At 75.2% G+C, this 14,299-nt stretch carries 11 protein-coding genes; 4 read left to right on the top strand and 7 right to left on the bottom strand.

What is annotated here, in order from left to right:
• Positions 1 to 51 precede the first annotated feature (51 nt).
• Positions 52 to 750, top strand: coding sequence for a GntR family transcriptional regulator (locus JOE63_RS18235; RefSeq protein ID WP_087469812.1), 699 nt, complete (start codon positions 52 to 54; stop codon positions 748 to 750).
• Positions 751 to 860: 110 nt separating this feature from the next.
• Positions 861 to 4,559, top strand: a complete 3,699-nt coding sequence (gene uca, locus JOE63_RS18230; protein ID WP_204542928.1) for an urea carboxylase — start codon at positions 861 to 863, stop codon at positions 4,557 to 4,559.
• 28 nt (positions 4,560 to 4,587) lie between these two features.
• On the opposite strand, the gene JOE63_RS18225 is transcribed toward uca, so the two are convergent.
• From JOE63_RS18225 to JOE63_RS18210, 4 genes are all read right to left on the bottom strand, one after another.
• Complete coding sequence (locus JOE63_RS18225) at positions 4,588 to 4,881, bottom strand: WXG100 family type VII secretion target (RefSeq protein WP_087472516.1); 294 nt, start codon at positions 4,879 to 4,881, stop codon at positions 4,588 to 4,590.
• Positions 4,882 to 5,006: 125 nt separating this feature from the next.
• Positions 5,007 to 5,738, bottom strand: a complete 732-nt coding sequence (locus tag JOE63_RS18220; RefSeq protein ID WP_087469810.1) for an HD domain-containing protein — start codon at positions 5,736 to 5,738, stop codon at positions 5,007 to 5,009.
• A gap of 248 nt (positions 5,739 to 5,986) precedes the next feature.
• Positions 5,987 to 7,678: a sensor histidine kinase gene (locus JOE63_RS18215; protein ID WP_204542926.1), complete on the bottom strand. Its 1,692-nt coding sequence runs from the start codon at positions 7,676 to 7,678 to the stop codon at positions 5,987 to 5,989.
• Positions 7,675 to 8,418, bottom strand: coding sequence for a response regulator transcription factor (locus JOE63_RS18210; protein ID WP_087469808.1), 744 nt, complete (start codon positions 8,416 to 8,418; stop codon positions 7,675 to 7,677). Before JOE63_RS18210 ends, JOE63_RS18215 begins: the two co-directional genes overlap by 4 nt.
• A gap of 116 nt (positions 8,419 to 8,534) precedes the next feature.
• On the opposite strand from JOE63_RS18210, the gene JOE63_RS18205 reads away from it, so the two are divergent.
• Complete coding sequence (locus JOE63_RS18205; RefSeq protein ID WP_087469807.1) at positions 8,535 to 9,764, top strand: winged helix DNA-binding domain-containing protein; 1,230 nt, start codon at positions 8,535 to 8,537, stop codon at positions 9,762 to 9,764.
• An 80-nt stretch (positions 9,765 to 9,844) separates the two neighbouring features.
• On the opposite strand, the gene JOE63_RS18200 is transcribed toward JOE63_RS18205, so the two are convergent.
• Positions 9,845 to 10,444, bottom strand: coding sequence for an NYN domain-containing protein (locus JOE63_RS18200; RefSeq protein ID WP_087469806.1), 600 nt, complete (start codon positions 10,442 to 10,444; stop codon positions 9,845 to 9,847).
• Between the two features lie 92 nt (positions 10,445 to 10,536).
• On the opposite strand from JOE63_RS18200, the gene JOE63_RS18195 reads away from it, so the two are divergent.
• Positions 10,537 to 11,304, top strand: a complete 768-nt coding sequence (locus tag JOE63_RS18195; RefSeq protein ID WP_307840211.1) for a type 1 glutamine amidotransferase — start codon at positions 10,537 to 10,539, stop codon at positions 11,302 to 11,304.
• A 51-nt stretch (positions 11,305 to 11,355) separates the two neighbouring features.
• Here the strand turns inward: JOE63_RS18195 and JOE63_RS18190 are convergent, their stop codons facing one another.
• Together JOE63_RS18190 and JOE63_RS21520 are read right to left on the bottom strand one after the other, a co-directional pair.
• On the bottom strand, positions 11,356 to 12,159 hold the full coding sequence (locus tag JOE63_RS18190) for a PspA/IM30 family protein (protein ID WP_204542924.1): 804 nt from the start codon (positions 12,157 to 12,159) through the stop codon (positions 11,356 to 11,358).
• 67 nt (positions 12,160 to 12,226) lie between these two features.
• Entirely contained in the window at positions 12,227 to 14,293 is a 2,067-nt protein-coding gene (locus tag JOE63_RS21520; protein WP_307840209.1) for a TPM domain-containing protein, read from the bottom strand.
• Positions 14,294 to 14,299 lie beyond the last annotated feature (6 nt).

Below are 14,299 nucleotides of genomic sequence, written 5' to 3'. Positions count from 1 at the left end.
GATGGCAGGACAGGACCACGACGCACGGGCCGGACGAGCAGGAGACCCCGCATGGACATCGTGACCGCGCCGGAACCCGCCGCGACCTCGCTGCGCGACGCCGTCTACACGCGGTTGCGCGCCGAGATCCTCAACGGCCGGGTGGACCCGCGCGAGCGGCTCACCGAGCCCAAGCTGAGCCGGCGGTTCGAGGTGTCGCGCACGCCCGTGCGCGAGGCGCTGTCCCGGCTCCTGTCCGACGGGCTCATCCAGCGCACCGACTTCGGGTACGCGGTCGTCGTGCCGAGCCTCGCCGAGCTGCGCGACCTGTACGAGCTGCGCGTGACCCTCGAGCTGCGCGGCGTCGAGCGCATCATCGAGAACACCGAGCTGCACTACGACACCGACGCCCTGCGCGACGAGCTCGGCCGGTGGGTCGAGCTCCGCGGCGCACCGCCGGAGCCCGACCCGAGCTTCGTGCTCCTCGACGAGCGCTTCCACACCGTGCTGTCCCGCGCCGCGGGCAACGAGCGACTGACCGAGGCGCTCGTCGAGGTCAACGAGAAGGTGCGCGCCGTGCGCATGTACGACTTCGTCGAGTCCGAGCGCATCCGCATCACCATCGACGAGCACATCGAGATCCTCGAGCTCGCGCTCGCCGACCGCCTCCCCGAGGCCCGCGCCGCGCTCCACCTGCACGTCGGCGAGTCGCTCGCCGTCGTCATGGAACGCGCGGCACGCGCGCTCTCCCGCATGGCCCTCGCCGGCTGACAGGGGTCCTGCGCCGAACAGGTGGTCTGGGCTCGGACGGGTCCTAGGCTGGGGCCGTTCTGTCCGACGGCGAGGCGCGGCCTCGTCCGCGCACCGGCCCGGGGAGGGCGATGGCTGCCACGCTGCTCGTCGCGAACCGCGGCGAGATCGCCTGCCGCGTGCTCCGCAGCGCGCGGGAGCTCGGGCTGCGCACGGTCGCGGTGCACTCCGACCCGGACCGTGGAGCGCGGCACGTCCGGCTCGCCGACGAGGCGGTGCGGATCGGCCCGGCGCCGGTCGCCGCGTCGTACGACGACGGGCGGCGGCTCCTCGACGCGGCGCTCGCCTCGGGCGCGGACGTCCTGCACCCGGGCTACGGCTTCCGTGCGGAGGACGCCGCCTTCGCCGCAGCCGTCGAGGCCGCGGGCGTCGCGTTCGCCGGCCCGACGCCCGAGCAGCTCCGCGTGCTCGGTGACAAGGCCCGCGCCCGCGCGCTCGCGCAGGAGTGCGGACTGCGGGTGCTGCCGGGGTCGCCGGTGCTCGGCGGCCTCGAGGACGCGCTCGGGTGGGCGGAGGAGATCGGCTTCCCGCTCGTGCTCAAGGACGCCGGTGGCGGGGGCGGGACCGGCGTGCACGTGTGCCGCGACGCGGCGGGCCTCGCCGCGGCGTGGCGGCGGGAGTCGTCGCGCCCCGGCTCCTCGGGGCGGTTGTTCGTCGAGCGGCACGTCGACACGGCGCGACACCTCGAGGTGCAGCTCTTCGGTGACGGTGCGGGCCGGGTCGTCTCGCTCGGGGACCGGGACTGCTCGCTCCAGCGCCGTCACCAGAAGGTCGTCGAGGTCGCGCCCGCGCCCGGCATCGACCCCGGCGTCCGGGCGGCCCTGCACGACGGCGCCCGTCGCCTCGCGGCGCGGGTCGGGCTCCGTTCGGCCGCGACGCTGGAGGCGCTCCTCGACGTCGGTTCCGGTGAGGTCACGTTCCTCGAGGTGAACCCGCGGATCCAGGTCGAGCACACGGTGACCGAGGAGGTCACCGGTGTCGACCTGGTGGCCTGGATGCTGCGCCTCGCGCTCGGCGACGCGACCGTGCTCGACGAGGTGCCGCCGTCGGGCCCCGCCGTCCGGGGGGTGGCGGCGCAGGCGCGCGTCTACGCCGAGGACGTGCGCCACGGCCGACCCGTCGCGGGCACGCTCGCGCGGCTCGACCTTCCGAGCGCGGGCGCCGGGACGGACGTCCGCGTCGAGACCGGTGCTGCCGCGGGCGACGAGCTCGGTCCCGACGCCGACCCGCTGCTCGCGAAGGTCGTCGTGCCCGCGGCGTCGCACGAGCGCGCGGTCGCGGGGCTGCGCACCGCGCTGGGTGACGTGCGCGTCGACGGCGTCCCCACGAACGTCTCGCTGCTGCGCGCGGCGCTCGACGACGCTGCCGTCGTCGCGGGCTCGGCGACGACCACCACGCTCGCCACGGTGCGTGACCCCGAGCCCTGGGTCGACGTGCTCGACCCGGGCGTCCTCACGACGGTGCAGGACTGGCCGGGACGCACCGGGTACTGGGGCGTGGGCATCCCGCCGTCTGGCCCCATGGACGACCTGTCGTTCCGCACCGGCAACCGCGCGCTCGGCAACCCCGAGGGCGCGGCGGGGCTCGAGTGCACCCTCACCGGCCCGACCCTGCGCTTCTCGCACGCGGCGACGGTGTGCGTCACGGGGGCGCCGGCGCCCGTGACGGTCGACGGCGGGCCCGTGCGGCAGTGGGAGCCCGTCACCGTCCCCGCGGGCGGCGTGCTCGCCGTGGGTGCGCCGCACGCCGTCGGGCTGCGGACGTACGTGCTCGTGGCCGGCGGTCTGGACGTCCCGGCGTACCTGGGGTCGGCGTCGACCTTCGTCCTCGGTGCCGTCGGCGGCCCGGCCGGGCGCGCGCTCGTCGCGGGCGACGCGCTGCACCCTCGTGACCTCGGTCCCGGGTCGGGGGGTCGGCCGGGCGAGCCGGTGCCTCCCGGGCTCGGCGCGGCGGGTGCCGTGCCATCCGATGCCCGACCCCGGATGGGGCACTCGTGGGAGCTCGCCGTGACGACGGGACCGCAGTCCGCGGCGCTCACCGCCGCCGCGCTCGGGCGGCTGCGGACGTCGTGGTGGCGGGTGCTGCCGCACGCGGACCGCACCGGGGTGCGGCTCGCCGGGCCGCCGCTGACGTGGGTGCGGCCCGACGGCGGGGACGCGGGGCTGCACCCGTCCAACGTGCTCGACAACCCGTACTCGGTGGGGGCGCTGAACGTCAGCGGAGACATGCCGATCCTGCTCGGACCGGACGGGCCGAGCCTCGGCGGCTTCGTGTGCGCGCTCACCGTCGTCGCCGGCTCCCGGTGGAAGCTCGGGCAGATGCGGCCGGGCGACGTCGTGCGGTTCGTGACCGTCCACGACGACGGCGCCGACCGGCTGCGTCGCGACGACGCCGCCCGGGCGGCCGCGCGCGTCCCCACCGAGGTGCGCGCCGTCCGGCGCCGTGACACCGGGGCGTTCGCCGGCGACGACCTTCGCCCGGCGGACGGGCCGACGTCGCGTGCCGTCCGCCGGCCCGCGGTCCGCTACCTGCGCGGCGGCGACGACGCGGTGCTCGTGGAGTACGACGGCGGAGCGGGGATCGACCTGCACGACCGGCTGCGCGTGCACGCCCTGGCGAGCGGTCTCGGGGCCGCGGCCCCGCGGGGCGTGCTCGACGTGACTCCGGGCGTCCGCACGCTCCACCTGCACGTCGACCCCGAGACCCTGCCCGTGACACGGCTCGTCGGGCTGCTGCGCGAGCTGGAGGAGGACCTGCCGGCGAGCGACGAGATCGAGGTGCCGAGCCGCGTGCTCCGCCTGCCGCTGAGCTGGGACGACCCCGCGATCCGGGAGGCCGTCGAGCGGTACGCGGCCGGGGTCCGTTCCGACGCGCCGTGGCTGCCGTCCAACGTCGACTTCGTCCGGCGGGCCAACGGGCTCGCGAGCGTCGAGGACGTGCGGCGCACCGTCCTCGACGCCGAGTACCTCGTGCTCGGGCTCGGGGACGTGTACCTGGGCGCGCCGCTCGCCGTGCCGGTGGACCCGCGACACCGCCTGCTCACCACGAAGTACACCCCGGCGCGCACCTGGACGCCGTCGGACGCCGTCGGGCTCGGCGGGGCGTTCCTCTGCGTGTACGGCATGGCGAGTCCCGGGGGCTACCAGCTCGTGGGCCGGACCGTCCCGGTCTGGTCGGCGCACGCGCAGCGCCCGCCGTTCCGCCCGGGCGTCCCGTGGCTGTTCCGGTACTTCGACCGGATCGTGTGGGAGCCGGTCGACCCGGACGAGCTCTCCGAGCGCCGCGCGGCCGCCCGGGCGGGGGTCCTGGAGGTCCCGGTCGAGGACGGCGTGTTCTCCGGCCGGGAGCACGCCGCGCTCCTCGCGCGGGAGGCGGACGACATCGCGGCGGTGGCGGCGGCGCGCCGCGCCGCGTTCGGGCGCGAAGCCGCGGCCTGGGCGGAGGCGGGCGAGCTCGTCGGGTCGGCCGCGCGCGCGACCGCGCGCGGCGGACCCGACGGCGGTGCGCACGACACCGACGAGGACCCCGCCGACCTCGACGACCCGGCGCGCGTCGTGCTGCGCGCCCCGCTGGGTGGTGTCGTGTGGCGCGTGGAGGCGCGGCCGGGACGGTCCGTCACGGAGGGGGCACCCGTGGTCGTGCTCGAGGCGATGAAGCTCGAGCTGCCCGTCCTGGCGCCGTCCGACGGCACCGTCGTCGACGTCCGCGTGCGCCCGGGCGACCACGTGCGCGCCGGCGACGGGCTCGCCGTCGTGCACCTCGAGGCGTGACGCGCGGAGCGCCCGCGGTCTGTGTGCCCTAGCGCGTCGTGAACAGTCGCGAGGCCTGCGACTCGGCGTCCGCATAGGTCTGGGCGGCCGCGCCGAGCGCCGCCGTGATGTCGTCGAGCGCGAGCTCGACCTGGTGCTGCGTGGTCTGCCACTGCGTCATCACGCCCGTGAACGACGTCGCCGCACCGCCGCGCCACGACGCCTGCAGGTCCGTGAGGTGGCGCATCATGGCCCCGACCTCGGCCCGGATCGCCGTGACCGACCCGTTCACCGCCGCGCTCGCCTGAGCCACGCGTGCGCTGTCGACCTCGTAACGGCTCATGTCGTCCTCCGTCGTCTCGTCGGCCCGCAGACCGCCCTGCACACGGCAGGTGCCGGTGCGACGACGACGCTAGCCACGAGACGCGCGGCGCTGCGGGCAGCGACGGCGTCCCTGTGGACGACGGATCAGGAGGTGGGACCTGTGGACGGCGTCGACGCCTCTGCCAGCTTGACCTGCTCCTTACGCAGCCGCTGCAGCTCCGCGTCGAGGTTCTGTCGCGCGGGCTCCTCCCACGCCGCCCCGAGCGGGCTCGAGAAGAGCGAGCGGCGGTCGAGCAGCTTCGTGAGGATCGCGATGCGCGCCCGCACGTAGTCCGGCTTCGGGATGTGCGCGTACTCGTCGCGCACGTCCTTGAGGTACTCCTTGTAGCGCTGCGGCTCCGCGGCGAGCATCGCGAGGTCGGCGTCGCACAGCACCGCGCAGTCGAAGTCCGAGGCGTCCGGCGCGTGCCGCACGAGCGCGTTCACGAGGTACGCGACGCGGCGGACCGCCGGCTCGGGGACCCCCAGGCTCGTGAGCTCGGTGGTCGCGAGCGCGGCGCTCGCGGACTCGTCCTCGCCGCCCTTGTTCGCGTAGGTCGCGCGGCCCTTCGCGTCGAAGATCGCGCCGTGGTACCAGGCTGCGAGGCGCACCAGGTCGGGGTCGTGCGTCTCCTGGGAGAGCTCGTCGACCCGGCCGAGCACGTCGGCGAGGTGGCGCAGGTTGTGGAAGTGGCGGTCCGGCAGGTCCCAGCGGTCGAGCAGCCCCTGCCCGACGGCGCGGACCTCGTCGTCCGGGGCGGTCGCCCCGGCGCCGCGGGCGCTGCGGACGAACGAGGAGAGGAACCACTGCGGTGCGTCGGCGCTGTTGACGCCCATGAACTTTCGCCTTCTTCGACGGACACTTCGACGGACACGAGGAGATGACGGGGGTGGTCGTCACCAGGCGTGGTGCCTGGCACGGAGGCCCCCGCGTCGCCGCGCGGCCTCACCACCAGCCTAGGTCTCGCGGGACGACCCGCCATCGTAGCCGCAGTCGGCGGTGCCTCGGGACCGTGGTGACGGCCTCCGCGCGTCACGTCGGGCGCGCCGGAGCAGACCCGCAGGTGAGGCGGGGTGCGGGCAGGTCAGGGTGCGAGCGGGAGGTCCACGCGGACGGTGAGCCCGCCGCCCGTCGTCTCACGGACCGACACCCGACCCTGGTGCGCACCCACGATCGCGGCGACGATCGCCAGGCCCAGGCCCGAGCCGCCCGACGCACGGTTGCGCGAGGAGTCCGCGCGGTAGAACCGCTCGAACACCCGGCTGCGCTGCTCGCCGGGGACGCCCGGTCCGTGGTCGCGCACCTCGAGCACGGCGACCGCGTCGCGGGGGCCGCCCGGCGCGTCGTCGGGCGGCGTCGCGGGGCGCACGGCGCCCAGCGCGATCTCGACCGGCGTCCCCGCGGGCGTGTGGCGCGCGACGTTCCCGACGAGGTTCGCCAGCACCTGCCGCAGCCGGTCCTCGTCACCCACGACGCGCAGCGCCGCGGGCGCCTTCGCGCCGGACCCCAGGCCTACGAGCCGGACGTCCCGGGTCGGGTCGAGCGCGTGCAGGTCCTGCGCGGAGTCGCGCGCGAGCGACACGAGGTCGACGGGCTCGTGTCGCAGGGGCCGGCCCTCGTCCAGCCGTGCGAGCGCGAGCAGGTCGTTCACGAGCGTGCCCATGCGGGTCGCCGAGTCCTCGATGCGCCCCATCGTGTCGTCGACCTTGTCCGGGGTGTCGAGCGCCCCCATCCGGTACAGCTCGCCGTAGCCGCGGATCGTCGCGAGCGGCGTGCGCAGCTCGTGGCTCGCGTCGGACACGAACCGCCGCATCCGCTCCTCCGACGCCTCCTGGACCGCGAACGCCTCCTCGATCTGGGTGAGCATCGCGTTGAGCGACGCGGCCAGCGAACCCACCTCGGTCGTCGGCGGGGCCGGACGCACGCGCCGGGACAGGTCGCCCGCGGCGATGTCCGCCGCCGTCTCCTCGATCTCCCGCAGCGGGCGCAGCGCGCGGTGGACCGCGAGGTAGGCCACGGCGCCGCCGACGAGCGCGATCCCCAGCGCCGAGAGCGCGAGCGCGCGCCCCAGCACCTTGACCGTCTCGTGGATGCCGGTGAGGGGAAGGGCGACGAACGCGGTGCCGCGGAGCTCGCCGCTGAACCTGTCGTAGAAGAAGAACGGCGTGACCCGCCACTCGGCGGGGTCGGTGCCGCCCACGGAGCCGACGGTGAACTGCGTCCCGACCGCGTCGGCGACCTCGGGGTTCGACATCGCCGGGATGTCGGGGGTGCCGTAGCGCGAGGTCGTCTGGGGCCAGCCCAGAGTGCTGCTGTTGCCGTCGAGGTAGCGCACGAGCACGTAGTAGTCGCTCGGGAGCGACGTCGCCGCCGCGGGAGTCTGCCGGATCGTCGAGCTGGCGACGTCCTCGGCCGAACGCTCGAGCTGCGAGTCGACCTGGCCGACCAGGTAGCTCGACACGACCGTCGTCGTGACCGCCGACGCGAGCCCGAGCCCCGCGGCCAGCAGGAGCACCGTGATCGCGACGAGCCGGGCGCGCAGCGGCACGCGCGCGAACCAGCTCCACCCCTCGGTGGGGACGGGCCGGCCGTAGGGGCGCTCCGCCGTCGGGCCCGCCTCGCCCGGTCCCCCGGACGACGACGCCTCGGAGGGAGGACCGCCCGGTCCCGACGTCGCGGTGCCGGCCGAGATGTCGGCCGAGAGGGCGCGGCGCCCCGGGGGAGGCGGCGGGACAGGGCGGGCGCCCGCCTCCGCGCGGTCGGGGCCGGCCGTCATGTCGTCGACGCGCCGGGGGGCTGACGCAGCAGGTAGCCCACGCCGCGCTTGGTGTGGATGAGCGGCGGGAGCGCGACGGGCTCGCCGTCCGGGCCGGGCACCGTGAGGTTGTCGATCTTGCGGCGCAGGTAGGAGATGTACGACTCGACGATGTTCGCGTCGCCGCCCCAGTCGTACTGCCACACGTGGTCGAGGATCTGCGCCTTCGACAGCACGCGGCCCGCGTTGAGCATGAGGTAGCGCAGGAGCTTGAACTCCGTGGGGGAGAGGTCGACGTCGATGCCCGCGCGGCGGACCTCGTGCGAGTCCTCGTCCATCTCCAGGTCGGCGAAGCGCAGCACCGCGTCCTCGACGGGCTCGGCGTGCGTGCGGCGCAGGACCGCGCGGATGCGCGCCACGACCTCCTCCAGGCTGAACGGCTTCGTCACGTAGTCGTCGCCGCCGACGGTGAGGCCGGTGATCTTGTCGCGCGTGTCGTCCTTCGCGGTGAGGAAGACGACGGGCGTGTGCTGCCCCTTCTCGCGCAGGCGGCGCGTGACGGTGAACCCGTCCATGTCCGGCAGCATGACGTCGAGCACGACGAGGTCGGGCTCGACGTCGCGCACGAGCCGCAGGGCGCTCTGCCCGTCCGCGGCGGCGTGGACCTCGAACCCGGCGAAGCGCAGGGACGTGGCCAGCAGCTCGCGGATGTTCGGCTCGTCGTCGACGACGACGAGGCGTGCCTCAGGGGTGGTGCTCATGCCCTCCAGTGTCCTCCCGCGGTCTGGGAGTCGCCTGGGAACGGGCTCCACCCGCGGCCCGCTCCCGGGCCGGTTCTCGCGCGGTGCGCGTGGGCGGCGTCAGGCAGGATGGCGGCGTGCGGATCACGGTGGACCAGAGGCGACGGCGGCTCGTCGCGCAACAGCTCGCGCTCGCGACGGACCTGCCCGGACGTCCGGCGGCCCGCACCCCCGAGGACGTCGTCGACCGGCTGCTCGCGCTGCACGCCACCGACGCCCCGAGCGTCTACCTCTCCGTCCTCGCGCGCGTCCCCGGCCTCGTGCTCGACGACGTCCGGGACGCCGTGTTCCGGCGGCGCACCCTGGTCAAGGTGCTCGCCATGCGGCGCACGATGTTCGTCGTGCGCCGCGAGACCGTGCCCGTCGTGCACGCCGCCGCGGCGCTCGCGGTCGCCCGACGGCTGCGCGCCCGCCTGCTCAAGGAGCTCGCGACGCTGCCCACGGACCCGCCCGTCGACGACGCGGCGACCTTCCTCGCCGCCGTCGAGGCCCAGGTGCACGGCGCGCTCGCCGAGCACGGACCGATGGACGGCGCGAGCCTGTCGAGGGCCGCGCCCTTGCTGCGCACCGCGTTCCTGCCCACCACCGCCAAGACGTGGGACGTGCGTCGCACCATGACGTCCCAGCTCACGGCGCTGCTCTCCGCGGAGGGCGCCGTCGTGCGGGGCGAGCCGCGCGGGTCGTGGTCGTCCAACCGGCACGTCTGGTCACCGGTCGAGGACTGGTTCCCGGGCGGCATCCCCGCGATGGAGGAGCCGGCCGCGCGCGTGGCGCTCGCCGGATCCTGGCTCGAGGTGTTCGGCCCCGCGACGGTCAAGGACCTCGCGTGGTGGACCGGCTGGAACCAGCGGGACACGCGCGCCGCGCTCGCGGAGCTCGACGTCGTCGACGTGGAGGTCGAGACGGGTGCGCCGGACGACCCGGCCCCGCAGCCCGGCGTCATGCTCGCCGGGACGGACCTGCCCGGCGTCGCGGAGTCGCCGCTGGAGGGGAGCGTCGCGCTCCTGCCGTCGCTCGACCCGACGACGATGGGCTGGGCCGCGCGCGACTGGTACCTCGGCCCCCACAAGGCCGCGGTCTTCGACACGATCGGCAACGCCGGCGCGACGGTCTGGTGGGAGGGCCGGATCGTCGGGGCGTGGGTCGTGCGCCCCGGCGGGGAGCCCGCGTTCCGGCTCCTCGAGGACGTGGGGTCGGACGCCGAGCGCGCCGTCGCCGCGGAGGCCGAGCGGATCGCGGCGCTCCTCGGCGGCGACGGCGTGACGGCGTCGTTCCCGACGCCCCTGTACCGCGAGCTCCACGCCTGACCGCGGAGCCCCGGCTGAGTGCTGGGTATTCGTCGTCGACGGGAGCCGCGACGACGAACACCCCGTACTCAGCAGGTCGGTCAGAGGTAGCGCAGCGGGTCGAACTCGTCGAGCGGGATGATGCGCACGCGCGGCAGGACGGTCGTGAACGCCCCCGCGTGGTCCTCCAGGTCGAACACCTGCAGCCCGCGCCCCGTGAGCTCCGTGAGCCGCACGTTGACGAACTCACGGAAGGCGAGGACGCCGACGCGGCGGTCGGGGTCGTCGAGCAGCGTCTCGACCTGCGGCAGGAAGTCGCCGTCGTGGCTCGCGAGGAGCACGTCGCCCGGCTGGTCGACGATCGCGTCCAGCATGCGCTGGATGCCGATGTCCACGACCTTCTCGCTGCTCGAGCCGGCGAGCGGGATCGGCCGGTAGCCCATCGCGAGCAACGCCTGCACGAACGACATCGGCATCTGGCCCGACGACGCGTTGAGGAAGAACAGCGGCGTGACGTCCTGGCCCCAGGCCTGGCGGGCGAACTCCACGATGCGGTCCCACCGTGGCCGCTCCTCCGGCGCGGGCCGGTGCCCGAGGACGTTCATGCCGAGCGTCGCGTCGATGTTCTCGCCGTCGACGACGAGGTAGGTGCGGCGCGGCGTCGTCAGCGTTCGGCCGTCGGGGGTCTGGAGGTCGGACATGCTGGTCAGCCTATCCGCGCGACGGTCGCCTGCCATGTCCACGACGTGGGTGTTTGCGTCGGGGTACCCCGGAGTGGGTACCGTCGGACCTCGTGACCACGTACGACACCGACGCCACGGCCGCAACCGGAACCGTCCGGATCACGGTCGTCCAGAACTCCCCGGACGTCCGGCTGGACGCCTACGCCGACCTGCTCGCCGCCGACCTGCGGGTCGTGCGCGCGTTCGAGGGTGACGCGATACCCCCGGCGGACGCGCTCGGCGACGGCCTCGTCGTCCTCGGCGGACACATGTCCGCGCACGACGACGTGCGTGCAACCTGGCTGCCCGCGCTGCGCGAGACCCTGCTCGCCGCCGCGACGACCGGCGTCCCGACGCTCGGCATCTGCCTCGGTGCCCAGCTCCTCGCCGTCGCCGGGGGCGGCCACGTCCAGGTGAGCGCGCCTCCGGGGCGCGAGGCCGGCGCGACCCGCGTCTTCTGGCGGGCCGACGCCGAGACCGACCCCGTGCTCTCCGCGCTCGCGGGGCCCGTCGCGGGGGACGCGCCCGTGCGGTACGTGACGAGCATGCACGCCGACGCGATCGTCGACCTCCCGCGCGGCGCCGTCTGGCTCGGGTCGTCCAACATGTACCCGTACCAGGCGTTCCGCCTCGGCTCGGCGCTCGGTGTCCAGTTCCACCCCGAGACGACGCGCGCGGGCTTCGAGGCGTGGTGCGACGCGTACGACGACGTCGACACCGCGGCAGCCCTGGCCGGGTTCGACGAGCACGCGGCGGAGATCCTCGACGGCGGGCGTCGCCTCGCCGAGGCCTTCGTCGCCGAGGTCCGCACGACGGTCGGGCAGAGCGTCCCGGCCTGACGTCGCCGGCCTCTACCTCGGCGGACCTGGGTCCTACCTCGCCACGGTCACCTACCAGTCGGAGGTCGGGGCGTCCTGGGTGGTGGTGCCGGACTCGATCGCGGGCGTGACCTGCGTGGGTGACACCTGCGGTGCGGGCGACGAGCCCTGCTTGAGGGCGGCGAGGCGTGCCTCGATCTCGACGGCCTCGCCGGACGTCTCGAGCTCGGCGAACTGGGAGTCGATGCTCGACGCCGCGACCTCGGCCTGGCCGATCGCCTGCGCCTCCTCGCGGCGCACGATCTCCTCGTAGCGGGAGATCTCGCTCGTGGGGTCGAGCACGTTGATCGAGCTGATGGCGCCCTGGACGGTCTGCTGCGCCTGGGCGCTCTTCTGGCGGGCGACGAGCGTGTCGCGCCGGGACTTCAGCTCGCCGAGCTTGTCCTTCATCATCGCGAGGCCGGACTTGAGCTTCTCCACCGACTCGCGCTGCGAGGCGATGAGCGGCTCGGCCTGGCGGACCTCGCCCTCGGCGGAGATCTGCTTGCCGAGCGCGACCTTGGCGAGGTTGTCGAACTTGTCGGCGTTGGCCGTGTCGCCCTGCTGCCGGTAGCGGTCGGCCTGCGCGGAGGCGGCGACGGCCTTCTGGCCCCACTCCTGGACGGCGGCGACGTCCTCGTTGTAGTCCTGCTCGGCGAGGCGCAGGTTGCCGATGGTCTGCGCCACGGCCTGCTCGGCGTCGGCGATGTTGTTCGTGTAGTCGCGCACGAGCTGGTCCAGCATCTTCTGCGGGTCCTCCGCGTTGTCCAGGAGCGCGTTGATGTTCGCGCGGGCGAGCTGCGCGATCCGTCCGAAGATGCTCTGCTTCTCCGCCATGGTCGTCCCTCTCTGGTGAGCCGTCTCGTGCTGGTCGGTGCTGTGTGCTGGTCGTTCGTCCGTCTCGTCAGAAGCGCCCGCCGCGGCCCGAGCGCCCGCCCGACGAGCGGCCGCCGGAGCGCCCGCCCGACCGGCCGCCGCCGAAGCCGCCGCCCCCGGACCCGCCGCCGAAGCTTCCGCCACCGAACCCGCCGGACCGGCCGCCGCCCCCGCCGCCGCGCAGGATCGAGTCGAGCAGGATGCCGCCGAGCACCATGCCCCCGACGTTGCTCCCGCCGCCGCCACCACCGCCGAACATCCCGCCGCCCTGCGACGACTGCCAGCTCGACGCGTCCTGCTGGGCGCGCTGCGCGGCGGACTGGGCCTGGGCGTCGGCCTGCTGCGCGCGGTCGAGCGCGGCGACGGGATCGGTCGGCTGGAGGGCGCGGGCCTCGCCGAGCAGGCGGATGGCCTCCGAGAGCCGGGTGCGCGCCTCGGGCCCGACGGCGCCGCGCCGGGTCTCGATGAAGTCGTTCGTCGCGCGGACCTGCGAGTCGACGCGCGCGAGCGTGTCGCGCAGGAGCGCGTTCGCGCGCGCTGCCTGCTCGGCACGCTCGCGGAAGGGGGCGAGCGTGGCGTCGAGCGCGGCCTCGGCCTCGGTGAGGCGCCGTAGTGCGGCGAGGGGGTCTCCGCCGTCGCGCGCTGCTCCGGCCGCGGCCGCGGCGGCCTGCGCCTCCGCGAGGGCCGGGGCCACGGAAGGGTCCGCGGGGGCGAGCCGGCCGGCGTCGGCGATGTCGGACGTGATCGAGGCGAGGCCCCGGTCGAGGCGCGGGCCCGACTCGGCGAGGTCCGTGCCGGCCCGGTCGACGGCGTCGAGCAGCGTGACCGCCTGCCCGACGGCGTTCTGCGCGGCCCGGGCGAGGGCGACGGCCGCCGCCCGGTCCTTGCCGGCGAGCGCCTCACGGCCGCGCGCGACAGACTCGCGCGCGTTCGCGACGAGCGCCTGCGCCTGGTCGGGGTTCTGCGCGACGGAGGCGAGCGACGTCGGGGGGTACGTGCGGGCGAGACCCTCGACGGTCGCGCGTGCAGGCTCGACGCGGGCGAGCACCTCGCTCGCGCGCTGGTCGGTCTCGTCGAGCACCTGCGGCGCGCGCGCCTGGAGGTCGCGCAGCTCGTCGAACGTGCGCGACTGAGCGTCGAGGGACTCCGCGACGTCGTCGCACAGTGCGACGATGCGGGCCATCGCGTCCCGGGCCTGAGGCTCGGTCTCGGGCCGGTCGTCGTCGAGCTGCTGGCGCAGCGCGAACGCCTCGGACACCTTCTGCTTGGCCTCGGCGAGCACCGCGGAGAACTGCTGCGTCGCTTCGAGCCCGAACTGGGCCTGGGCGAAGCCGAGCTCCTGCTCCGAGGTCTTCACGGCGTCGTCGATCGCGACGAGCGCGGCGCTCGCGCGCCGGTTGAGCTCGTCGGTGGGCAGGGCCGCGAGGCCACCCTCCGCGGGAGCCCCGCCCGGGGCGGCGCGGCGGCGCCTGGCGACCGCTCGCACGACCAGCACGACCACGAGGACGAGCACGCCGAGGCCGAGCAGGACCCAGAACCAGGACACGCCCCCGGAGCCCTGGCTCGCGCCGCGCGCGACCTCGGCGGCGGCGATCGCGGCACCCGGCCAGTCGTCGTCCCGCAGCTCGTCCTCCACGGCGGCGGAGATCCGGTCGAGCTCTGCGTCGGTGAGCGACACGTTGTTGTCGTAGGAGAGCCCGTAGCGGCGGTCCTCGGTCGCGACGGCGAGGAGCAGGTCGTCCACCCCGAGCCCGGACGTGTTGGCCGTGGCGTTCGCCCAGTCGACGCCGTCCATGCCGTCGAAGCTCGGCACGTACACGACGAAGAGCTGGAGGTCGGTGTCCTGCGCGAGGCGGTCGAGCGCGTCCTGGACCTCGTCGGTCCGGTCGCCCAGGACGCCGTCGGGGTCCGTGATCTCGCCGGCGACGTCCATCGGAGGGACGGCGTGCGCGGTCCCGGCGGGAGCCAGCAGCGCGAGCCCGGTCAGCAGCGCGACCGCCGTCAGAGCGAGGCGCGTCGCGACGAGGGCGCGGAGCGCGCGGGCGCCACGGTCCGCGGCGGCGCGGGGGAGCGAGGGACGGTGGGCCGTGCTCACGCGCCG

The sequence above is a fragment of the Cellulosimicrobium cellulans genome (genome assembly GCF_016907755.1).
GTDB lineage: Bacteria > Actinomycetota > Actinomycetes > Actinomycetales > Cellulomonadaceae > Cellulosimicrobium > Cellulosimicrobium cellulans_D.
The sequence above is the reverse complement of the archived record's forward strand: the minus strand, read 5'-3'. Positions and strand labels throughout refer to the sequence as shown.